The sequence below is a fragment of the Chromobacterium sp. FG22 genome, from assembly GCF_057809415.1.
This window is the reverse complement of sequence record NZ_JBMDJX010000018.1, coordinates 75,207-96,815: the sequence shown is the minus strand read 5'-3', so window position 1 is coordinate 96,815 and position 21,609 is coordinate 75,207. Positions and strand designations below refer to the sequence as shown.

The 21,609-nt window shown below is 64.6% G+C and carries 27 protein-coding genes; 10 read left to right on the top strand and 17 right to left on the bottom strand.

Annotated elements, in window-relative coordinates:
- Positions 1-183: 183 nt before the first annotated feature.
- Positions 184-1,044, bottom strand: coding sequence for a methionyl-tRNA formyltransferase (locus tag ACODSD_RS17280; protein ID WP_488877908.1), 861 nt, complete (start codon positions 1,042-1,044; stop codon positions 184-186).
- Positions 1,045-1,356: 312 nt separating this feature from the next.
- Between ACODSD_RS17280 and ACODSD_RS17275 the strand changes: the two genes are divergently transcribed.
- From ACODSD_RS17275 to ACODSD_RS17255, 5 genes are all read left to right on the top strand, one after another.
- On the top strand, positions 1,357-2,010 hold the full coding sequence (locus tag ACODSD_RS17275) for a hypothetical protein (protein ID WP_107799383.1): 654 nt from the start codon (positions 1,357-1,359) through the stop codon (positions 2,008-2,010).
- 209 nt (positions 2,011-2,219) lie between these two features.
- Entirely contained in the window at positions 2,220-2,504 is a 285-nt protein-coding gene (locus ACODSD_RS17270) for a hypothetical protein (protein WP_107799384.1), read from the top strand.
- 145 nt (positions 2,505-2,649) lie between these two features.
- The gene (dapF, locus tag ACODSD_RS17265; protein ID WP_488877907.1) at positions 2,650-3,480 is read left to right on the top strand and encodes a diaminopimelate epimerase; all 831 of its coding nucleotides are present in this window, start codon (positions 2,650-2,652) and stop codon (positions 3,478-3,480) included.
- A 67-nt stretch (positions 3,481-3,547) separates the two neighbouring features.
- Positions 3,548-4,201, top strand: a complete 654-nt coding sequence (locus ACODSD_RS17260) for a DUF484 family protein (RefSeq protein ID WP_235088928.1) — start codon at positions 3,548-3,550, stop codon at positions 4,199-4,201.
- A complete protein-coding gene (locus tag ACODSD_RS17255) occupies positions 4,198-4,767 on the top strand; it encodes a hypothetical protein (RefSeq protein WP_107799387.1) in 570 nt (189 codons plus the stop codon). Before ACODSD_RS17260 ends, ACODSD_RS17255 begins: the two co-directional genes overlap by 4 nt.
- Positions 4,768-4,859: 92 nt before the next feature.
- On the opposite strand, the gene ACODSD_RS17250 is transcribed toward ACODSD_RS17255, so the two are convergent.
- The 7 genes from ACODSD_RS17250 to ACODSD_RS17220 all read right to left on the bottom strand — a co-directional run bounded on the left by ACODSD_RS17250 (position 4,860) and on the right by ACODSD_RS17220 (position 11,572).
- A complete protein-coding gene (locus tag ACODSD_RS17250; RefSeq protein WP_233246675.1) occupies positions 4,860-5,441 on the bottom strand; it encodes a YceI family protein in 582 nt (193 codons plus the stop codon).
- Positions 5,442-5,473: 32 nt separating this feature from the next.
- Complete coding sequence (locus tag ACODSD_RS17245; RefSeq protein WP_227107992.1) at positions 5,474-6,031, bottom strand: YceI family protein; 558 nt, start codon at positions 6,029-6,031, stop codon at positions 5,474-5,476.
- Positions 6,028-6,591: a cytochrome b gene (locus tag ACODSD_RS17240; RefSeq protein ID WP_107799389.1), complete on the bottom strand. Its 564-nt coding sequence runs from the start codon at positions 6,589-6,591 to the stop codon at positions 6,028-6,030. The genes ACODSD_RS17245 and ACODSD_RS17240 overlap by 4 nt, the downstream gene beginning before the upstream one ends.
- Before the next feature lie 260 nt (positions 6,592-6,851).
- On the bottom strand, positions 6,852-7,817 hold the full coding sequence (locus ACODSD_RS17235) for an ABC transporter permease (RefSeq protein ID WP_107799390.1): 966 nt from the start codon (positions 7,815-7,817) through the stop codon (positions 6,852-6,854).
- On the bottom strand, positions 7,817-8,923 hold the full coding sequence (locus ACODSD_RS17230) for an ABC transporter permease (RefSeq protein WP_233246676.1): 1,107 nt from the start codon (positions 8,921-8,923) through the stop codon (positions 7,817-7,819). Before ACODSD_RS17230 ends, ACODSD_RS17235 begins: the two co-directional genes overlap by 1 nt.
- Positions 8,920-10,449, bottom strand: a complete 1,530-nt coding sequence (locus tag ACODSD_RS17225) for an ABC transporter ATP-binding protein (RefSeq protein WP_227107988.1) — start codon at positions 10,447-10,449, stop codon at positions 8,920-8,922. Before ACODSD_RS17225 ends, ACODSD_RS17230 begins: the two co-directional genes overlap by 4 nt.
- Positions 10,450-10,567: 118 nt before the next feature.
- Entirely contained in the window at positions 10,568-11,572 is a 1,005-nt protein-coding gene (locus ACODSD_RS17220; RefSeq protein WP_199225867.1) for a BMP family ABC transporter substrate-binding protein, read from the bottom strand.
- 471 nt (positions 11,573-12,043) lie between these two features.
- On the opposite strand from ACODSD_RS17220, the gene ACODSD_RS17215 reads away from it, so the two are divergent.
- The 5 genes from ACODSD_RS17215 to ACODSD_RS17195 all read left to right on the top strand — a co-directional run bounded on the left by ACODSD_RS17215 (position 12,044) and on the right by ACODSD_RS17195 (position 15,292).
- Complete coding sequence (locus ACODSD_RS17215; RefSeq protein WP_488877906.1) at positions 12,044-12,811, top strand: tRNA pseudouridine(65) synthase TruC; 768 nt, start codon at positions 12,044-12,046, stop codon at positions 12,809-12,811.
- 21 nt (positions 12,812-12,832) lie between these two features.
- Positions 12,833-13,681 carry a 23S rRNA (adenine(2030)-N(6))-methyltransferase RlmJ gene (locus ACODSD_RS17210; protein ID WP_488877905.1) on the top strand — a complete coding sequence of 283 codons (849 nt, stop codon included), beginning with the start codon at positions 12,833-12,835 and terminating at the stop codon, positions 13,679-13,681.
- A gap of 167 nt (positions 13,682-13,848) precedes the next feature.
- Positions 13,849-14,403 carry a thymidine kinase gene (locus ACODSD_RS17205; RefSeq protein ID WP_227107985.1) on the top strand — a complete coding sequence of 185 codons (555 nt, stop codon included), beginning with the start codon at positions 13,849-13,851 and terminating at the stop codon, positions 14,401-14,403.
- A 137-nt stretch (positions 14,404-14,540) separates the two neighbouring features.
- A complete protein-coding gene (locus tag ACODSD_RS17200; RefSeq protein ID WP_107799396.1) occupies positions 14,541-15,119 on the top strand; it encodes a LexA family protein in 579 nt (192 codons plus the stop codon).
- A 17-nt stretch (positions 15,120-15,136) separates the two neighbouring features.
- Entirely contained in the window at positions 15,137-15,292 is a 156-nt protein-coding gene (locus ACODSD_RS17195) for a hypothetical protein (protein ID WP_167604380.1), read from the top strand.
- A gap of 314 nt (positions 15,293-15,606) precedes the next feature.
- On the opposite strand, the gene nagZ is transcribed toward ACODSD_RS17195, so the two are convergent.
- The 9 genes from nagZ to ACODSD_RS17150 form a co-directional block, all read right to left on the bottom strand.
- Positions 15,607-16,695, bottom strand: a complete 1,089-nt coding sequence (nagZ, locus tag ACODSD_RS17190) for a beta-N-acetylhexosaminidase (protein WP_488877904.1) — start codon at positions 16,693-16,695, stop codon at positions 15,607-15,609.
- A 161-nt stretch (positions 16,696-16,856) separates the two neighbouring features.
- The gene (gene acpS, locus ACODSD_RS17185) at positions 16,857-17,246 is read right to left on the bottom strand and encodes a holo-ACP synthase (protein WP_486637050.1); all 390 of its coding nucleotides are present in this window, start codon (positions 17,244-17,246) and stop codon (positions 16,857-16,859) included.
- Positions 17,243-17,806 (bottom strand): metal-dependent hydrolase, encoded by a 564-nt coding sequence (locus tag ACODSD_RS17180; RefSeq protein WP_199225868.1) that lies wholly within the window; start codon positions 17,804-17,806, stop codon positions 17,243-17,245. Before ACODSD_RS17180 ends, acpS begins: the two co-directional genes overlap by 4 nt.
- A gap of 5 nt (positions 17,807-17,811) precedes the next feature.
- Positions 17,812-18,537 carry a pyridoxine 5'-phosphate synthase gene (gene pdxJ / locus ACODSD_RS17175; RefSeq protein WP_488877903.1) on the bottom strand — a complete coding sequence of 242 codons (726 nt, stop codon included), beginning with the start codon at positions 18,535-18,537 and terminating at the stop codon, positions 17,812-17,814.
- A 22-nt stretch (positions 18,538-18,559) separates the two neighbouring features.
- The gene (gene recO, locus ACODSD_RS17170; RefSeq protein WP_107801790.1) at positions 18,560-19,288 is read right to left on the bottom strand and encodes a DNA repair protein RecO; all 729 of its coding nucleotides are present in this window, start codon (positions 19,286-19,288) and stop codon (positions 18,560-18,562) included.
- The gene (locus tag ACODSD_RS17165) at positions 19,285-19,608 is read right to left on the bottom strand and encodes an antibiotic biosynthesis monooxygenase family protein (protein ID WP_107799400.1); all 324 of its coding nucleotides are present in this window, start codon (positions 19,606-19,608) and stop codon (positions 19,285-19,287) included. Before ACODSD_RS17165 ends, recO begins: the two co-directional genes overlap by 4 nt.
- A gap of 7 nt (positions 19,609-19,615) precedes the next feature.
- Positions 19,616-20,506 (bottom strand): GTPase Era, encoded by an 891-nt coding sequence (gene era / locus ACODSD_RS17160; RefSeq protein WP_048410780.1) that lies wholly within the window; start codon positions 20,504-20,506, stop codon positions 19,616-19,618.
- Complete coding sequence (gene rnc, locus ACODSD_RS17155; protein ID WP_370445214.1) at positions 20,503-21,222, bottom strand: ribonuclease III; 720 nt, start codon at positions 21,220-21,222, stop codon at positions 20,503-20,505. The genes era and rnc overlap by 4 nt, the downstream gene beginning before the upstream one ends.
- Positions 21,219-21,581: a DUF4845 domain-containing protein gene (locus ACODSD_RS17150; protein ID WP_235088951.1), complete on the bottom strand. Its 363-nt coding sequence runs from the start codon at positions 21,579-21,581 to the stop codon at positions 21,219-21,221. Before ACODSD_RS17150 ends, rnc begins: the two co-directional genes overlap by 4 nt.
- Positions 21,582-21,609: the final 28 nt, after the last annotated feature.

Here is a 21,609-nt window from a genome sequence, read left to right as displayed (position 1 = left end):
ACTGACCCTGCCCGCCCAAGGCCGCCAACGAACTGTTCTGCAAACCCAAACCCACACCCGCCACCACTGCAACCATGCTGACCCCCGGAAATTGGACTGTTCGGAGAGTCTTATCTAGGCGATCGATAAAAAGTTTAGGTGGCCAATGAAAAAAATTTCAGCGAAGGTCTACACCGCCTCACCTCACCCCCTCAGCCGGCCGCTGACGCCGCCGGGCGGGTTCAGGCTCCATTCGCTGATCAGCACCATGCCGTCGGCGGCGGCCACCAGGAGGCTCAGCGCATTGGACAGGATCAAGGAGCCCGGCGGGTAAGCGTGGCTCTCTCGCCAGCCTTGCGCGCGGTGCACGTGCACGGTGACGCCGTTGACTGCGGCCAGGCATTCGAAGTCGCCGAAGGCGCGCACTCGGCGCATGACGTCCTCCACCGGCAGGCTGAAATCCAACACCCGTTCTTCGTCCCGCCACAGCGGCCAATAGCTGCTGTTTTCGCCTTGCGGCTGGGCCAGATCCCATAAAGAGGCGAAGTCGCCGGCCACTCGCCCCGCCAGCCGGTACAACGCCAGTTGCAGTTTCGCGTCCAGCGATTCATGGGTTTCATCCGGCCTCAGCGCGAACTGCTCCTGCGCCAGCACATCGCCGGCGTCCATTTCCCGGGTCAATTGGTGACAGCTGCAGCCCCATTGCCTATGGCCGTCCAGGATCGCCTTCACCATGGGGTAAGGCCCGCGGCCGATGGGCAGCGGCGACGGATGGAAGTTGACCGCGTAATTCAGATAAGGCTCCCAGTCCGGCACCCGCCAGTTGTAGCTGGCCACCAGCAGGACTTCGCAATCCTGCTCCGCCAGCTCCAGCAAGTCGCGCTCGCGCATCCGCGACAGCTGCACCGGCACGCCCAGGCGCTCCGCCGCCGCCAGCGACTCCTTGTGGTGATGCATGCGATGGTCCACCGGGGTGCAGAACAACTTCAACGGCTGCCAGCCGGCGTGCAGGAACACGTCCAGCACCGGCTTGAAGCGATCGGACAAGGTAATGGCAAAACGCATGACGGCATCCCGGCGGTTCAGAGGGCTGACTTGTTTATAACAAGACCATCCGAACGAGACTGATTGTCTCACGGAAATTAACAGAATCTCTCCGCAAGGCTGGCACGCCGTTTGCAACTGGCAACGGGTCAAGTCCTTGTTCTGACGCGAAAACAGGCCAAACTCGCCGCCAGACGGCAATTCTCTCCGCCACGGCGGCATGGATTGCCGCCCGCGCCGGCAAAACGTCAGAACCAGGCCGGCAATGGAAGTCGAGCTGCTCCGTGAGGCTCACGACCGACAACTCCATCATGACTTTGCGGGAGAACATTCATGTCAGTCAGCAATACCAGCGGCATCGACGCCGGCGGCAACGCCTGGCAACAACGTAAAGCCGTTCACCAGCAGCGCCGCCAGGATTTCCAGACCATGATCAACGACGTGCGGCAAGGCGATCTGGGCGGCGCGCAGCAAGCCCTCGCCAGCCTGCAGTCCGCGGCGTCCGGCGGCGCGACAAGCGGCTCAAACGCCGCCAACGCCGGCGGCCAGGACTTCGCCAGCCTGATCAACTCCATGCAGACCGACGGCAGCGTCGCCGCCGCCGGCGACGCGTCAGCCAGCAATGCCGGCGGCAACGGCGATCTGGCCGTGCTGTTCCAGCAGATGCTGAGCCAGTTGCAGGCGGCCAGCTTCGGCGGTTCGGGCAATAGCGACGCCGACGACGCCTTAAGCGCGCTGAGCGGCGCTTCCTCGGCCTCATCGCCCAACTCGCTGTTCAATAACCTGGGCCAGGATCTGGGCAGCGGCAACCTTAAGCAGGCGCAGCAGGATTACCAGCAGTTGCAGCAAAGCTTGCAGACGGCGGCGCAAAACCAGCCGCCTCACCATCGCCACCATCACCATGGCGGCGCTCAGGTTCAGGCGGCGCTGGCCGCCTACCAGGCCAATAGCGGCGACGCCGGCCAGACTCAAGCTTCCGCAGGCTGAGCGCCCTTTTCCCGCCGGACCTCGGTTTAAGCCGGGTCCGGCTAATTATTTTTACCGTTGAAATGAAAATCCATTCCACGCCGATAACGCCGCCCGCCCTCTCTCCAAGGCCCCGCGCCGCAGACGCCGCCGCCTTCGACCCCGAGCTTGCGCCGGCCGCCCCGGAGCCGACGCCGGAGCCCGCTCAAACCAGCCGTCCACGCCTGGACATGGCGACGCTGGTCCGGCTGCTGCTGATGCAAATGCAGCTCAAGCTCAGCCAGTCCGGCGACGCCGCCGAGGACACGCTCAAACTCGCCACCGGACAAGACGCGCCGGCGTCTTCGTCCGGCTCGCTGATAGACGACGCCGGCCAGGCCGCCGCCGCCGACGCGCAAGCCGCCGCAGTTCAAGCCGGCGGCGAAGCCATGCCGCAGACGGCCGCGTCCAGCGCCGCCCTGCAGGCCTACGCCGGCGCGGGCGCCCCGCCCGGCAAGCCGCTGAGCAGCGCCTGAGCGCGCGCCTGTACCTCTATCTACGCCACTGTGCTAACCTGCCTTATTGGCGGCGACGCCCCGTCCGCGCTTCCGCGCGCGCGGCCCGCCGCCCGACCGCCGGCCCGATAGCGGGCCGCTTGTTTACGCAGGATCTGGCGCGCCAATGAAATTGCACTTCACCAAAATGCACGGCCTCGGCAACGACTTCATGGTTGTCGACGGCGTGAGTCAAACCATTCCCCTGAGCGCGGAGCGCATCCGTCAGCTGGGGGATCGCCACTTCGGCATCGGCTTCGATCAATTACTGCTGGTGGAGCCCCCGCGCTCTCCGGACAACGATTTCCGCTACCGCATCTTCAATAACGACGGCGGCGAGGTGGAGCAATGCGGCAACGGCGCGCGCTGCTTCGCCAAATTCGTGTCCGACCGCGGCCTCACCGCCAAATCGCGGATCCGGGTGGAAACCGCCAAGGGCGTGATCGCGCCGGAGTATCTGGGCGACGGCCAGGCCCGGGTGGACATGGGCCGGCCGCGCTTCACTCCGGACGAGATTCCGTTCCAGGCCGAGCGCGAGGCGGTATGCCACGATTTGCAAGTCGAGGATGCGACCTTGTCGGTCAGCGTGGTGTCGATGGGGAACCCCCACGCGGTGCAGGTAGTCGCAGATGTAGCCTTGGCTCCGGTGACGCGCGTCGGCGCGGCCATCGAAAACCATCCCCGCTTCCCGGAACGGGTCAACGCCGGCTTCATGCAGGTAGTAGCCCGCGATGAAATCCGTCTGCGCGTGTTCGAACGCGGCGCCGGCGAAACACTGGCCTGCGGCACCGGCGCCTGCGCGGCGGTGGTGGCCGGCATCCGCCGCGGCCTGCTGGACCGGCGCGTGCGGGTGCACACCCGCGGCGGCGAACTGACGGTGGAATGGCCGGCCGACGACGCCGCGGTCACCATGACCGGCCCCGCCGTCACCGTGTTCCAGGGCGAAATCGAGATTTAACGGCCCGCCGCCGGTAAACGGCGGCGGGCTCGCAACAACAACACAGCCGTATAGGGGGTTATGAATCATGCAGACAGATGATGTGCTGGCGTTTTTGGACCAACACCCGGACTTTCTCGCCCACCATGCCGAAAGACTCGGCCTGAAGCCGGGCGGCGCGCCGCAAGACCGCGTGGTGGTCTCGCTGGCGGAACGCCAAATGCTGGACCTGAAGGACCGCAACCGCCAGTTGGAATCGCGTTTGCAGCAGTTGATCCGCCACAGCGAAGCCAACGACCGCATCATCGCCAGCGCCCATCAATTGGCGCTGACGCTGCAAGCCTGCCTGAGCCTGCAAGACGTGCTGAACGCGCTGCCCGCCTGCTTCGCCGAGCATTTCAAGCTGAAGCGCGTGGCGCTGCGGCTGTGGCATCCGGCGGCGGAGTCCGCCGGCCCGGCCTACGACGCCCGCAGCGAGGTGGCTGCGCTGGCGCGCAATCTGTCCGCGCCCTATTGTGGCCCCTACGTCAACGACGACGTGCTGGCCTGGTTCCCGGCCGCGCCGGTATTGCAGTCCTTCGCCCAACTGGCGCTGCGCGACGGCAAGGGCCAGGCCTTCGGCCTGCTGGCGCTGGCGTCGGACGATCCGCAACGCTTCACCTTCGACATGCACACCCACTACCTGGCCCAGATAGGCGAGCAGGTGTCCGCCGTCCTGGTCCGCGTACTGGAGGCTCAATGACGGCGACGCCCACCGGTTGGTTCCTGCTCGTTCTGGTCGCGCTGTTCTACCTGCACATTCTGTGGCGCTTGATCGCCAGCCGCGACGGCATCGCCCAGCTATGCTTCGCGGCGTCCTTCTTCATCCTGGCGCTGATCTTCCGCGCGGACCCCTTCCTCACCGTGCTGTCGCCGGTGTTGCTGCCCTTCTGTTACGCCTACGCCTGGCTGGGCATCGCCGCCGTGCTGTGGTCCGCCAGCAGCTTGCGGGTCAGCCGGCTTGGCCTGGCCTTCCCTGAACGCCAGCCGCAGCTGGCGGCGCTGATGGCCAGCCAGCTCAGCCTACATCTGGGCATCGTCGCTTTTTCACGCTTGCTGGACTGGCGGCCGCTGCTGTCCTACCTGATGGCTCCGCCGCTGATCATGGTCGTCAGCTACGCCTGTTACCGCGCGCTCTTGTACGTGATGCGCCGTCAGCCGGAAGCGCGTCTGCCCTGGACGGTGTTCGGCGGCATGACCGTGATCAGCCCCCTGCTGGTGATGTGGCTGTCCGATTGGCTGGCCCCCATCGTGCTGGGCCTGACCTGATCCCCCGCAACGGCGTCCATAAAAAAACCCGAGTCTTTCGACTCGGGTTTTTTTGACGCCGGACAAGCTCTCCGGCGCTTTATCGAACCCGCTTACTTCTTGCCGGCTTCGATGGTGATGTTCAGCTGCAGATCGTCGCCCACCGCCGGCGCGTAAGCGCCCACGCCGAACTCGCTGCGCTTGATGGTGGCGGTGGCGTCGGCGCCGCACCACGGCTTCTTGGCCATCGGATGGGAATCCACGCACTTGAAGTTGGTCACCGTCAGCGTCACCGGCTTGGTCACGCCGTGCAGGCTCAGTTGACCGTCCACCGCCGCCAGCTTGTCGCCGTTGAAGGTGAATTTGTCGGATTTGAACGTGATGGTCGGGTACTTCTCAACGTCCAGGAAGTCCGGGCTGGCGATGTGCTTGTCGCGCGCCGCCCAGCCGCTGTCGTGGCTGGCGGTCTTGATCACGATGTCCACCGAGCCGGTTTTCTTGGCCTGGTCCAGCACCACGGTGCCCTTGGTGTCGTTGAAACGGCCGCTCAGCGTGGAAAAGCCCAGGTGGCTCAGCGAATAGCCGGCATGGGTGTGCGAGCTGTCCACTTCGTAAGTGACCGGGGCGGCTTGCGCGCTGCCCAGCACGCCCAGCGTCATCACGGCGGCAAACAGAGTCTTCATTTTGGTCGTCACGTCGGTTTTCTCCAGGGTAAAGAAAGGCAAGATCACTTGCCGGTCAGAACGAATTTGTATTTGACGGTCACCAGATCGGCGATCGCCTCGGTGTCGTCCCAAGCGCCGTCGCCCACCTTGAACTGCAGGCGTTGCAGCGGGAAGCTGCCTTGCAGCGTGGTTTCATTGCCCGCGCTGGCGGCGGTGAAGGTGGACACCACCTCGCGGCTGACGCCCTTCAGGCTCAGGGTGCCGCGGGTTTCGAACTTGCCGCCGCCCAGGGCCTTCACCGATTTGGCGGTGAAGGTGGCCTTGGGCAGGCTGGCGATATTGAAGAAGGACGCGCCGCGCACCGTGGTGTTGCCGTCGGCGCTGCCCACGTCCACGCTGCCCAGGTCCACGGTGAACACCGCCTTGGTGGCCTCCGGCTTGGCGGCGTCGAAGCTGACGTTGGCGGCGAAGCTCTTGAAGCGGCCTTCGGTGGGCACGTTCATCTGCTTGAAGGTAAAGCCCAGCGTGCTCTTGGCTGCGTTCAGCGTTTGCGCGGCCTGGGCCGGCGCCATGGCCAGCGCCACGGCGGCGCTCAGGGCGAGGGAAGTCAGAAATTTCATGCTTGAGGATCTCCTTTGCGACAGGACGGCAACATCCGCGCCAGTGTGGCGTCGCGATCGATAAAGTGATGTTTCAATGCCGCCAGCGCGTGCAGGCCGACGATGGCGACGATGGCGTAAGCCATCAGCGCGTGGCTCCAGCCCAGCACATGGCCCAGCGCTTCGTTCTTGTCCACCAGGTCCGGCAATTGCACCAGGTTGAACCATACCACCGGGTAGCCCTTGGCCGAGCTCATCAGCCAGCCCACCAAGGGCATGGCCAACATCAGCGCGTACAGCAGCACGTGGATCAGACCGGCGGCCTTGAGCTGCCAGGCCGGCTGCCCGGGCAAAGGCGCCGGCGCGCCGCGGCGCGCGCGCCAGACCAGGCGCAGCACGGCCAGCGCCAGCACGCTGATGCCCACCCATTTGTGCCAGGCGATCAAAGAGGCTTTCAGTTTGAAACTGGCCGGCGAAGTGATTTGCATGCTGTTGAAATACCAGCCCATGATCAGGGCGGCAATGATCAACAGCGCAATCAGCCAGTGCAGGGCTATCTGTGTCGGACTGTAGCGTTGCATCGAATTCCTTATTACAAATGAGCGGCAGATTAAAACTTATCATGCCCGTTAATCATAAAAGCGCGCCCATTGCCGTCATAGCGAAATTATTAGCGCAAAAGATTCAAATTTTCTGAACAACCACCTGGCGACGCAATGGCAGTTGAGATTGGGAATCACTATGAATAACAAACGACGGCAAGGTTCCCGTATGCGATATAAAACAAAAAACCGCCAGGGGCAAAGCCCGCTGGCGGTTTCCGACCTGGCTCAAAAGCCGGTCAACGGCTCTTGACGAAGGGAATGCCTATCGCTTTGGGCGCCACCGCGCGGCCGACGAAGCCCGCCAGCAGCAAGACGGTCAGCACATAGGGAATCACCGCGATGGCCTGGGACGGGATCTGGCCGATGCCCGGCAGCGCCACGCCTTCCAGACGGATCTGGATGGCGTCGGCGAAAGCGAACACCAGGCAGCCCAGCACCGCCGGCAGCGGCTTCCATTTGCCGAAAATCAACGCGGCCAGCGCCAGGAAGCCCTTGCCCGCCGTCATTTCCTTGATGAAGCTGCCGGTCTGGTACACGGACAGATAGGTGCCGGCGATGCCGCACAACACGCCGCCCCAGAACAAGGCGGTGTAGCGCACCCTGGCCACCGAAATGCCGGCGGTGTCCGCCGCGTGCGGGTTCTCGCCCACGGCGCGCAGACGCAGGCCGAAGCGGCTCTTGTACAACACCCAGGCCACCAGCGGCACGATCAGGAACAGAGTCAGATACACCAGGATGCTGTGGCCGGACAGCAGCTTGCTGTACAGCTGGCCCAGCAGCGGCACCTCGCGCAGCTCATGGGCGAACGGCAGCGCGATCTCGTGGAAGCGGCCCTCGTCCGGCAGCTGCGGGGTGTTGCCGCCCTGCTGGAACCAGGCCAGGCCCAGCACCGGGGTGATGCCGGAAGCGACGGTGTTGAGCGCCATGCCGGAAATCAGCTGATTGCCGTTGTAGGTGACGGACACGAAGGCGTGGATCATCGCCATCGCCACCGAGGCGGCGATGCCGCAGGCCATGCCTATCCACGGGTTCTGAGTGGCGAAGGCCGCGGCGGCCGCGGCAAAGGCCGCCACCAGCATCTTGCCTTCCAGGCTGATGTCCACCACGCCGGAACGTTCGGAGAACATGCCGGCCATCGCGGCCAGGATCAGCGGCGTGGCCACGCGCAGCGTGGAATCGAGCAGACTGAAGAAGATTTCCATTATTTGTCGTCCTTGCGCTTGAACAGGCCGGCGATGAACGGCTCGAACAGGTTTTCCAGCGCGCCGCAGAACAGGATGATCAGACCCTGGATGAAGATGATCATCTCGCGGGTGATCATCGGCTTCTCGAAGGACAGGTCGGAGCCGCCCTGGGTCAAGGCGCCGAACAACAGCGCGGACAGGATGATGCCCACCGGGTGGTTGCGCCCCATCAGCGCCACGGCGATGCCGACAAAGCCCACGCCGTTGGTGAACATCACGTTCATGCGGTGGGCGGAGCCCATCAGCTCGTTGACCGCGGCCAGACCGGACAGCGCGCCGGACACGCACATGGCGAGGATGATGACGCGGCTGACGCTCATGCCGGCGTAGCGGGCGGCCGGTTCGCTGGTGCCCACGGTGCGCAGTTCGAAGCCCCAACGGCTATGCCACACCACCAGGTAGAACAGCGCGGCGGCCAGCAAGGACATCACGAAGCTCAGGTTCAGCGGCGAGGTGGGAATCTCCACGCCAAAGCGCGCCGCCACTTCATGGATGGCGGGAATCCAGGCCGCCTGGCCGAATTCGCGCGTGGTCGGATTCTGCGAGCCGGCCTCGATCAAGTGATGGCTGATCAGGTACAACATCAAGGAGTAAGCGATGAAGTTGAACATGATGGTGGTCACCACGATGTGGCTGCCCCGCTTGGCCTGCAACCAGCCCGGCACGAAGGCCCAGGCCGCGCCGAAGCCCATCGCCGCCAGAATGGCCAGCGGCACCAGCACCGCCGGCGGCAGGCTGTGGTCGAAGCCCAGCACCACCAGGGTGACGCCCAGGCCGGCCAGATAGGTCTGGCCTTCGCCGCCGATATTGAACAGGCCGGCGTGGAAGGCGGTGGCCACCGCGAGGCCGGTGAAGATGAAGCCGGTGGTGTAGAACAGGGTGTAGCCTATGCCCTCGCCGTAGCCGAAGGCGCCGTTGATCAGCAGCTTCAGGCATTCCCAAGGGTCTTCGCCTATCAGCCAGGTGACCAGGCCGGTCACCAGCAGCGCCGCCATCAGATTAAGCGCCGGCAGCACCGTCAGCTGCGCCCAGCGCGGCAAGGTGGAAGGTTGTCCGAATTTCAATGCTTGTGCCCCCCCATCAGCAGGCCCAGCGAAATGGTGTCAGCGTCCTTGGCCGCCACTTCGCCGGAGATCTGTCCGCCGGCCATGACCAGGATGCGGTCGGCCAGCGCCAGGATTTCTTCTAATTCAACCGAGACCAGCAAAATGGCCTTGCCCTCGTCGCGCAGTTCCACCAGCCGCTTGTGAATGAACTCGATCGCGCCGATGTCGACGCCGCGCGTCGGCTGGCCGATCAGCAGCAGATCCGGATTGGCGTGGATTTCACGCGCCAGCACCACTTTCTGCTGATTGCCGCCGGAGAGCAGGCCCACGCGCAGCAGCGGATTGCCCGGACGGATGTCGAATTGCTGGATGAAGTCGCGAGTGCGCGCCAACAGCCGCTTGCGCGAATACCACGGGCCGCGGCCCAGGCCGGTTTCGCCGTGGTAGCCGAGAATGGCGTTTTCATAGCTGGAGAAGGCCTTGACCAGGCCCTCGCGCGAGCGGTCTTCCGGCACGTGGGCGATGCCCAGCTTGCGGTAGAGCGCGGCGCGCGGCTCGCCGCCGCAACGGCGGCGCAGCAGGTCCTCGCCCTTGTAGACCATCTCGCCGGCGCTGGGCTCCAGCATGCCGGCCAGCACTTCCAACAGTTCCGACTGGCCGTTGCCGGACACGCCGGCGATGCCGACGATCTCGCCGGCGCGCACTTCGAAATTCAGCTGGTCCAGCAGCTTGACCGCGCGCGCGTCGGTCAGGCACAGATTCTTGACGCTGAGCACCGCCGCGCCCGGCTCGCGCTCGGCCTTGTCCACTTTCAGGCTGACCTTGCGGCCCACCATCAAGTCCGCCAGCTTTTCCTTGTCCACGTCGCAGGTGGCGACATTGGCCACCACGGTGCCGGCGCGCATCACGCTGACGCCGTCGGTGATGTCCATCACCTCGCGCAGCTTGTGGGTGATCAGGATCACGGTCTTGCCCTGCGCCTTCAGCGAACGCAGGATGTGGAACAGGTGATCGGCTTCCTGCGGCGTCAGCACCGCGGTGGGCTCGTCCAGAATCAGCACGTCGGCGCCGCGGTACAGCGCCTTGAGGATTTCCACCCTTTGCTGCAGGCCCACGCCCAGATCGCCCACCAGCGCGTCCGGATCCACCTCCAGCGAGTAATTGCGGTTGAGCTCTTTCAGATGCTCGCGGGCCTCGTCCAGCCCCTTTTTCAGCACCAGGCCGCCTTCGGCGCCCAGCACGATGTTTTCCAGCACGGTAAAGGTGTCCACCAGCATGAAATGCTGATGCACCATGCCGATTCCCAGCGCGATGGCTTCCTGGCTGTTGCGGATCGGCGCTTCCTTGCCGTTCACCCGGATGGCGCCGCTGTCGGCCTGGTAATAGCCGTACAGAATGCTCATCAACGTGGATTTACCGGCCCCGTTTTCGCCGATGACGCCATGGACGGTGCCCTTGGCGATTTTCATCGAGACGTCGCGGTTGGCTTTGACGGCACCAAAACTCTTGTTGATGCCCGCCAGCTCAATGGCAAACTCGGTCATGCTTATTCATATTCCCTGGTTAGGGTCAACCTGATTCCGCTCCGGCATGAACAAACAGGCACGATGGAATGCATCGTGCCTGCGTCCCCGAAACGGATCAGGGAAAACTCAGCTCAGCTTATTGCATCGGGCAACTGTTGTTGGCGCGGTAATCCACCACCTTGATCTTGCCGCCGATGATGTCCGCCTTGGCCGCGTTGATCTTCTTCTCCATCGCCGGAGTGATCACTTTGCGGTTGTTGGCGTCCAGCGCCCAATCCACGCCGGCCTCCTTCAGGCCCAGCACCTTGACTTCCGGCTTCCAGGAACCGTTCTTGGCGTCCTTGAAGGTGTTGAACACCGCCACGTCCACGCGCTTGACCATGGAGGTCAGCACCGAACCCGGGTACAGATGGTTCTGGTTGCTGTCCACGCCGATGGAGTACTTGCCGGCGGCCTTGGCGGCTTGCAGCACGCCCAGGCCGGTGCCGCCGGCGGCGGCGAACACCACGTCCACGCCGCGGTCGAACTGGCTCTTGGCCAGCTCAGTGCCACGCGCCGGGTCGTTGAAGGCCTGCGGAGTGGTGCCGGTCATGTTCTGGATCACGCTGGCGTTCTTGTTGGTGAACTTCACGCCCTGCACATAGCCACAGCCGAAGGCGCGGATCAGCGGCACGTCCATGCCGCCGACAAAGCCCACCTTGCCGCTCTTGGAGGCCATCGCCGCGGCCACGCCGGTCAGGAAGGCGCCTTCTTGTTCCTTGAACACGATGCTCTGAACGTTGGAACCTTTTGCCACGGCGTCGATCAGAGTGAACTTGACCTTGGGGAACTCCTTGGCCACGGTTTCCACCGCCTGGGTGAAAGAGAAGCCGATGGCCACCACGATGTCGGCGTCGCGGCGCGCCATATTGCGCAGCAGCTGTTCTTTCTGGGCTTCGGACGCGATCTGGCCGTCGCGGTAGTTGATCTTGAATTCCTTCTTGAAACGCTCGGCGCCGTTGTACGCGGACTCGTTGAAGCTCTTGTCAAACTTGCCGGCCATGTCGTAGACCACGGCGGGCGAGAATTCTTTGGCGAAGGCGGAAGTGGACAACACCGCGGCCGCTACGGCAAAGCTCATTCGTTTCAGCTGGATTTTCATCTCTATGACTCTATGGAGTTTGTTGGTCAACCCGCACGTCGATCACCCCCTGTGGTTCCCGTGTCGTGCAGCGAAGCAAAGCGCCCGCCAACCCTTTGTCATGTAGCGTCGCAACTACACGCCTGGTTGCGCGGATGCGGTCCTGCCGCCATCCCGTGGCAAACGGGATCGCAATCGGCACAGACGCCGCCCTGTCATTCTTGTTTGAGCGCGGCGAATTGTAATGACGCACCCATGGCCTGTAAACAACTTCCTCTCTACTTTGAAATATCATGTCGCAACGAAAGCCGGCAAAGCCCGACTCCGCGCACAAAAACGCCAACAGCATGACAAAACGCTGTTGTTTTCGCGTAATGGAAGCGTAAGACATAAAACTACAGCACAAGGGCATCGCCCGTCGCCCGCGCGCCTTCCAAAGCCGGCCGGCAACGCCTACAATGCCGGCCTTCCCCACCCGCTTCAAGCCGCCCCATGCTGCCCATTCTTTACCGCGACGACCGGCTGATCGCCATCCACAAGCCCTCCGGCCTGCTGGTGCACCGCACCGCGCTGGACCGCAACGAAACCCGCTTCGCCGTGCAGCTGCTGCGCGACCAGATCGGCCAGCGGGTCTACCCGGTGCACCGGCTGGACAAGGGCACTTCCGGCGTGCTGCTGTTCGCGCTGGACAAGGACATGTGCCGCGAAATGAGCTGGCAGTTCGAACGCCAGCAAGTGGACAAACGCTATATCGCCGTGGTCCGCGGCCACGCCGACGACGCCGGCCGCATCGACTACCCCTTGAGCCGGCGCCCGGACGATCTGGAATGGATAGGCGAAACCGTGGACACCGCGCCGCAGGCCGCCGTCACCGATTACCGCACGCTGGCGCGCATCGAGCTGCCGATCGAGGTCGAACGCTACCCCAGCAGCCGCTACAGCCTGCTGGAGCTGACGCCTCACACCGGCCGCCGCCACCAGCTGCGCCGTCATCTGAAGCACATCGCCCACCCCATCATCGGCGACGCCACCCACGGCAAGGGCCGCCACAATCGCATGTTCGCCGAGCATTTCGGCAGCCGGCGCCTGCTGCTGGCCTGCGTCGCGATGCGGCTGAGCCACCCTGACAACGGGCAGCCGCTCTGGCTGCAAGCGCCGCCGGCCGACGATTTCATGCAGCTTGCGGAACAACTGGGCTGGCGCGCCGCGCTGGAGGACGCGCTGCGCGGCCACGCCGAATCCGGTACAATTCGCGGCTGACGAACGCCATATCCCGCAGCCATGCTCAGTTACCGCCACGCCTTCCACGCCGGCAACCACGCCGACGTGCTCAAGCATCTGATCCAGATCGAACTCCTGAACTACCTGGGCCAGAAAGCCAAGCCCTACTGGTATATCGACACCCATGCCGGCGCCGGCGCCTACTCGCTGGTGGAAGGTTACGCCACCAAGAACGCCGAATTCGAATCCGGCATCGCCCGCCTGTGGCGGCGCGAGGACCTGCCGGAAGCCGTCGCCAACTACGTCGACGTGGTGCGCAGCCTGAACGCCGACGGCGAACTCAAGCTCTACCCCGGCTCGCCCTGGTGCGCGGCGGAAGTGATGCCGGCCAGCGACAAGCTGCGCCTGTTCGAGCTGCACCCCACCGACCACCAACTGCTGGCGGACACCTTCGCCGACGCCGGCCGCCGCGTGCAAATCCAGCAGGCCAACGGCTTCGAGGCGATCAAGGCGATTCTGCCGCCGCCGCCGCGCCGCGCGCTGGTGCTGATCGACCCGCCCTACGAGGACAAGCGCGATTACCAGCACGTGATCACCGCGCTGAAGGAAAGCCTGAAACGCTTCGCCACCGGCGTCTACGCGGTCTGGTATCCCTGCCTGCAGCGCGCCGAGATGAAGGAACTGCCCAAGGAAATGAAGAAGCTGGGCGCCAAGAACTGGCTGCGCGCCGAATTGCATGTGCAAAAGCCGTCCAGCGACGGCTTCGGCATGCACGGCAGCGGCATGTTCATCCTCAACGCGCCGTGGACGCTGCCGCAGACGCTGCGCGAAGTGCTGCCCTACCTCGCCCAGCATCTGGCGCAGGACGCCGGCGCCAGCTATGTGCTGGAAACCGGCGGTGACCTTTAAAGAACCTATTTACGATCTGCTGCGCGTCGTGGAGTGTTACACGGTGAGTACGGCTTCAGAATGCTCATGTACCTCTTGTACACTCCGCTTCTTCAACCGTTTTCGCCTTGTCTCTCCTTAGCTCGCGAGATCGTAAACAGGCCCTAAGCCCCAGCGAGAACCCATCGATGGCAAAACTCTTTTTCCGCTACGCCGCGATGAACAGCGGCAAGAGCACCCAGCTGCTGCAAATCGCCAACAACTACGAATCCATGGGCAAGACCGTGGCGCTGTTCACCAGCGCGATGGACGACCGCTACGGCTTCGGCAAGATCACCTCCCGCCTCAATCTGCAGCGCGACGCCCGCACCTTCTCGCCGGAGCTGAACTTCCTGGCCGAGGATTTCGGCCAGACCGCCTGCATCCTGATCGACGAAGCCCAGTTCATCACCCCGGAGCAGGTGCACCAGTTGCATGAGCTGGCCCATACCCGCAACATCCCGGTGATCTGCTTCGGCCTGCGCACCGATTTCCGCGGCGAGCCCTTCATCGGCTCCGGCATGCTGCTGGCGCTGGCCGACGAAATCGAAGAGATCAAGACCATTTGCGAATGTGGCAAAAAAGCCACCATGCACATTCGCATCGACGCCGACGGCCGCCGCGTCAAGGAAGGCCCGCAGGTGGAAATCGGCGGCAACGCCCGCTACCGCGCGGTTTGCGCCCGCTGCTTCTACCGGCTCTGAAGCCGCCGCCCACCCGCCGAAACCCGCCCGCCTCAGCGGGCTTTTTTGCGCCCGCCGCCGGCGCGCTCAAAAAAAACTTGCCCTGGGCTTTGATAATGTACACAATCAAATCTGCTTGCATTACAGAGGATTAGCCAATGAGCCATGGGGGCAAACGCAGCGGCGCCGGCCGCAAATCCAGCTACGGCGGCGACAAGACCGTCGCCCTCCGCGTGCCGGAACCGTTGAAACCGGTGCTGGAAGACTGGCTGCGCGACTACCGCAGCTGGCGCACCGCCCACAACGCCCAGGCCGACGACGTGCGCACCCTGGCGCGCCACCTCAGCGAGTTGTCGCTGCCGCTGTTCGCCAACAGCGTGCCGGCCGGCTCGCCGGTGGCGGCGGACGATCTCAAGGAAGACGACGTGGACCTCAACGCCAGGCTGGCGCCGCGGCCGGGCAGCACCTTCCTCGTCACGGTCAAGGGCGAATCCATGTTGGGCGCCGGCATCCACGACGGCGACCTGCTGGTGGTGGACCGCGCGACGGAGGCGCGCAACGGCAAGGTTGTGGTGGCGGCGCTCAATGGCGAACTGACGGTGAAGCGGCTGGAAAAAACCGCCAAGGGCATCCGCCTGCTGCCGGAAAACCCGGAATTTCAGCCGATTCCGGTGCCGGAAGACGCCGCCTTCCATATCTGGGGCGTCGTCACCAACGTCATCCACAAAGTGGACTGAACCTTCGGGAGAACACCATGGAACACACTCAAGCGCAGTACGACAGCATCAAGATGAAGTTCATGGACTGGCGCCGGCTGCCGCGCGCCTTCCGCGCGGTGATCCAGGGCCAGCCGCAAGTGCTGGTCAGCCGCCCGGGGCGAGACTTCTACGTGCCGGTGCAGTTTGTTTAGCCACCTTTATTAGCCACGGAAACACACGGAAGACACGGCAAAAGACAACTCCTTCGGCCAGGAGGCCCACGAAACCTTCTACCGTCTTTGGTCCGTGTTTTTCCGTGTGCTTCCGTGGCAAAAGAAACCACAGACCTTGCCTGCTCCCGTGGCCTTCCGTGGCAAAAAACGTTTTCCGCTCCCCTTTAAGAGCGGCTAACATTGTCAGTTTCACGGCTGAGGCAAGGCGCGCCGACGCAGGCAGTACTTGAGTACGACAAGTCGGCGCAACGCAGCATCAGGGGTTTGTTAGCCGCTCTAAGCAAGCGTCACGCTTAATTGGCCTCACCCACGTCCGGCCCGCGCATCGCGTCCGCCGGCATGTTCAAACGTTCCACCTGGACGCGCGCCGCGGCGAAGGCCGGGCCGGCCAGCTCCGCCGCCCAATCCGCCGCCCGGCCTGCCATGCGCTCCAGCCGCCGCGCCAGTTCCGGCTGCGCCGGCGGCCGCAGATGGGCCAGGATCAGATCGGTCTGCCGGGGATCGTTGCAGACCAGCACCATATCGCAACCAGCGGCCAAGGCCGCGTCGGCGCGCTGCACGAAGTCGCCGGCACCGGCCGCGCCCTCCATGTCCAAGGCGTCGGAGAAGATCACGCCGTCAAAACCCAGCCGGCCGCGCAGCACCTGCTGCAGCCACACCGGCGAGAAACCGGCCGGCTGCGCGTCCACCGCCGGGTACAGAACATGCGCCGGCATCACCGAGCCCATGCCGGCGGCCGCCAGGCGGCCGAAGGGCACCAGATCGTCCGCCTCCAGCTCGGCCAGGCTGCGGCCGTCCTCCGGCATCAGATGATGGCTGTCGCCCTCGACAAAGCCATGGCCGGGGAAGTGCTTGCCGCAAGTGGACATGCCGCCGCGCGCCAGGCCGCGCTGCAAGGCTTCGGCCAGTTCCGCCACAATGACCGGATCGCGGTGGAAGCTGCGGTTGCCTATCACCGCGCAGCGCCCCCAATCCAGGTCCAGCACCGGGGTGAAGGACAGGTCGACGCCGCAGGCGGACAGCTCGGCGGCCAACACATAGCCCACGTTCTCCGCCTGCTCCAAGGCCGCCGCGCGGTCCTGCTCCCACATCCTGCCCAGCACCTGCATCGGCGGCAGACGGGTGAAGCCGTCGAGGAAGCGCTGCACCCGGCCGCCCTCGTGATCCACCGCAATCAGCAAATGCGGGCTGCGCAAGGCGCGGATTTCCGCGGTCAGCGCCTTCAGCTGTTCGATGTCCTGGAAATTGCGGCGAAACAGGATCACCCCGCCCACCAGCGGATGCGCCAAGCGCTGTTTCTCTTCGTCCGTCAGCCGCAGGCCGGCCACGCCCGCCATTACCGGCCCGCGCGGCAAGGCCGCGCTCTGTTGAGTCTGCTGCATCGGTTTGCTTTCTCTCTTAGAACCTGTTTACGATCCGCAACGCCTTGTGGAGCGTTACACGGTGAGCACGTCTTCAAAATGCTCATGTACCGTGTGTACACTCCCCTTTTTCAGCCGCAACGCCTTGTCTCGCCCTTGCTCGCGAGATCGTAAACACGTTCTTAGCCGGGCGCGGAGCGCTCCAGCACCACAAAAGCCAGCGCGTGGCCGCGTTCGTCGCTGATGGACAGATGACGCGCGCCCACGCCGCGCCGGCTTAAAAATTCTTCCAATTCAGGGCTTAGCGCCAATAGCGGCTTACCCCATTCATCATGCTCGACCCAGATCGCCGTCAGCAACACCGGCGCGCGCACCCCGGTGCCCAGCGCCTTGGCCAGAGCCTCCTTGACCGCGAAGCGCTTGGCCAGAAAGCGCGCCGGATCGGCGCTGTCGGCGAAAGCCCGCTGCTCGGCCGGGGCCAGCATGTGCCGCCCCAGCTTGAAGCCCCAGCGCTGGAACATCCCCCGCATGCGCTCGATGTCCACCAGATCGGTGCCGATGCCGTAAATCATCGTCCGCCCTCCCCGCGTCCGCGCAGCCAAAAAGCGCGGGACAGCCACAGCAGCAGACAGGGCAGCCAGACGTAAAGCAACTCCGAGCTCAGCACCCGCAGCCCCTTGGGGCCCAGCCAGCGGCCGGGCGTCAACGGCGAGCCTTCGATAGGCCGCCAATCAAACAAGAAGCGCCCCGGATGCCAGGGCATCGCCAAAGCCGGGCCATGGGTGGCGTCGGTCCACATGTCCAGCAAGGCGTGGGAGGCCACAGCCAGGCTCAGCACGACAAAAGCGCGTAGCGGCCCCAGACCCAGCCGCGACCACCAGCGGCGCCCGAGCGCGGCCAGCGCGCCGCCGGCGATCAAGGCCAGCGTCAGCGAATGAGAGACGCCGCGATGCCCCCAGGGGCTGGCGTAGGGAATGCCCAACTTGAAAGTGATCACGTCCAGATCCGGCAACATCGCCGCCGCGCCGCACAGCAGCAGCCAGCCGGCCATACCGGGCGCGCGCAGCGGACGCGGCGCGCACAGGCCGGCCAGCGTCGCGCCGGCCAGGGCGTGGGTGACGACGGTGGGCACCGGACTTAGCCGCGCGCGGCCGCCATCAGCGCCTTCATCTCCTTTACCGCCTCGGCGAAGCCGACGAACAGCGCCTGGGCGACGATGGCGTGACCGATATTCAGTTCCGCGATCTGCGGAATCGCGGCGATCGGCTGCACATTGTGGTAGTTGAGACCGTGGCCGGCGTTGACCACCATGCCCAGCTCGGCGGCGAAGGCGGCGGCGTCGCGGATGCGCGCCAGCTCGGCGTCGCGCGCCGCGGCGTCATGGGCGTCGGCGTAAGCGCCGGTGTGCAATTCCACCACGCGCGCGCCGGCGTCCCAGGCGCGCTGGATCTGCGTGCGGTCCGGATCGATGAAGATGGACACGCGGATACCGGCGTCCAGCAGGCTGCGGGTGTAGCGGCTGACATCGGCGAAATGGCCGATGGCGTCCAGGCCGCCCTCGGTGGTGACTTCCTCGCGCTTTTCCGGCACCAGACACACGTCTTCCGGCTTCACCGCCAGCGCATTGGCCAGCATTTCCTCGGTCATCGCCATTTCCAGGTTGACCCGGGTCTTGACCACCTGGCGCATCGCCACCACGTCGGCGTCCTGAATGTGACGGCGATCCTCGCGCAGATGCAGGGTGATCAGGTCGGCGCCGGCGGTTTCCGCCACCAGCGCGGCCTCCACCGGGCTGGGATAACGGGTGCCGCGCGCCTGGCGCAAGGTGGCGACGTGATCGATGTTTACGCCCAACAGAATCATATTCACTCCCGATAGCTTGGCCTCAATCCGACAGCGAATTGACGGCCTGTAACAGTTCGCGCGAAGCCAGCGGCTCCTCGCCCAATAAAGCGGTCAACCATACTCGCATCAGCGCCCGCGCTTCAAGCCGGGTGGCCGCAGCCGCGTAATCGTCGGCCTCTATCGCCAGCAGGCTGGCGCCGCTGAGCCGCAGCCCGCGCTCCAGGCTCTGGCCGGCGTCGCGCTCCGGCGCGGCGTTGCCCTGGCACCAATAATCAAGTCCGGCGTCCACGTCCGCGCCGTCGCCGTCGCGCAGCAGGCTGGGCGCGTAGCCCAACACCTGGATCAGCCGCAATTCGTAGCGGCGCAGCACCGCGGCCAGACCGCCTTGCCGCGCCAGGCCGCGCACCGCCGCGTCGTAAACGGCGAAGGCGCGCGGTTCGGGGTCGTCGCGCGCGGTCAGCTTCATCATCAATTCGTTCAGATAAAAGCCGCAGATCAGCGGCAGGCCGGACAGCTGCGGCACGCCGCCGTCCCAGTCCGCGCTGTGCAGGGTGCGCAGTTCGGCCTTGCCGAACCAGGACAGGGTCAAGGGCTGGAAAGGCAGCAGCAGGCCGCGCAGATCGGCCCGCGGCCGCCGCGCGCCGCGCGCCACCACCGAAAAACGGCCGTGATCGCGGCTGAGCACCTCCACCAGCAAACTGGTTTCCCGGTAGGGCTGCGCGTGCAGCACATAGGCCGGCTGGCGATCCACCCTTCCCGGCTGGCTCATCCGGCGCCCCCGGCCGCCGGCCGCGGGCACACCGCGGCCGCGCTCACATTGAAAGCGAACACCCGATACCAGGCTTCCGGTCCGTAGCGCTGGGCGATCAGGCGCTCCGCGCACTGACGCCAGGCGGCGATGGCCTCGACGCTGTCCCAGTAGGACACCGTGTCCCGTCCCGGCTCTCCGCGCTCCAGGCCCAGGAAGCCGGCCTGACAGGCCGCCAGCCGGGCGATGCGCTCCAGCAAGTCGCGGCTGCCGGGCAAGTCCTGCCCTTGCTGCAGAGAAAAAATCACCGTCCAACAGGACGGCGCCAAATGATAGTGCATGAGGGCTTCAGTCCAGGCCGAATTCCCGCAGGAAGCGGACGTCGTCGGCCCAGCCGGATTTGACCTTGACCCAGACCTGCAGGAAGACCTTGCCGTCGAACAATTTTTCCATGTCCATCCGCGCCTCGGTGGAGATTTTCTTCAGCTTCTCCCCGCCGCGGCCGATGACGATGGGCTTCTGGTTTTCCTTGTCCACCAGCACGCCGATATGGATGCGGCGCAGCTCGCCGTCCATTTCGAACATTTCCACTTCCACGTTCATTTCGTACGGCAGCTCTTCGCCCAGGTAGCGGAACAGCTTCTCGCGCACGATCTCGGCGGCCAGGAAGCGTTCGCTCTTGTCGGTGACCATGTCTTCCGGATACAGCGGCATCGATTCCGGCAGATGCGGACGCACTTGCTCCAGCAGCTCGCTCAGGCGTTGGCCGTGCTTGGCGCTGACCACCTCCACGCCGGCGAAGGCGAATTCCGCCTGCACCTCGGCGATGAAGGCCTGCAGCGCGTCGCGGTCCTTGGCCTTGTCCAGTTTGTTCACCACCAGGATCACCGGGGTGCGCTTGGGCAGCAAGGCCATCACTTCGCGGTCCGCGCCGGTGAAGCGCATCGCCTCCAGCACGAACAGCACGCAATCGACGCTGCCCAGCGAGTCCTTGACGCTCTTGTTCAGGGTTTCGTTGAGCGCGCCCTTGTGAAAGGTCTGGAAACCCGGGGTGTCGACGAAGACGAACTGGGCGTTGTTCTCGGTGTGGATGCCGGTGACGCGGTGACGCGTGGTTTGCGCCTTCTTGGACGTGATGCTGATCTTCTGGCCGATCAGATGGTTCATCAGCGTGGACTTGCCGACGTTGGGACGGCCGACGATGGCGACGAAGCCGCAGTGATATTGGATGTCAGTCATATACGTTTCTTGCTCGCAGCGAGTTTTTGTTCCAGCAGGATCAGCGCCGCTTCGGCGGCCTGCTGTTCGGCGGCGCGGCGGCTGCCGCCTTCGCCGGTGGAGCCTATCGCCAGCTCGCCCAGGTCGCATTCCACGCGGAACCATTGCTCATGGGCTTCGCCGCTTTGCGACAGTATCCGGTATTTGGGCAAGGCCAGCTTGCGCGCCTGCAGCGCTTCTTGCAAACGGGTCTTGGCGTCCTTGGCCTGGCGGCTGGTGTCGATGGAGGACACGCGTTCGGCGTAGAGCCTGCGCACCACTTGCTCGGCGCGCAGAAAATCGGAGTCGAAGCTGACCGCGGCGAAAGTGGCTTCCAGCGCGTCGGCGAGGATGGACGGACGGTTGAAACCGCCGCTTTTCAGCTCGCCCTCGCCCAGGTACAGGTAATCGCCCAGCTTCAGCTCGTGGGCGATCTCGGCCAGGGTGTTCTGGTTGACCAGATTGGCGCGCAGCCGCGACAGCTCGCCCTCGGTCAGCTTGGGAAATTGATCGAACAGCATGCGGGCGACGGTGTAATTGAGGATGCTGTCGCCCACGAATTCGAAACGCTCGTTGTTGCCGGCGCCGTAACTGCGATGCGTCAAGGCTTGACGCAGCAACTCCGGCTTCTGAAATGCGTAATCCAGCGCCTGACTCAGGCGCCGGAATCTATTGTCGGTTGGTATCACTTGGCTTATTGCGGGGGCTGGCCCGCTTGGGTATCGAATTTGAACAGCAGACTGACATTGGAGAACAAGGGCACTTCGCGCTGATAAGCGGCGCGGATGTACACGTAATTGCCGCCGGTCACCACCACCAGGTTTTCACCCTTGATCGAGGCGATGCCGGCCACGGCGGCCCGCTGGTTGAAATCCCGGCGAACGGATAGCTCGCCGACATTGCTTTGAGCGGACAAGGCGGTGATCGCCTGGCGCACCTCGGCGTACTCCGAGTACACCGGCATCACCTTCATGCCCAGCACGAGGACCGCGCCCAGCACGATCATCACCAGCAGTACGGAAAACAGCGACAGGCCCTTCTGACGACTGAAATGCATAATGCGCTCCGAGCTTGCGATCTTGCGT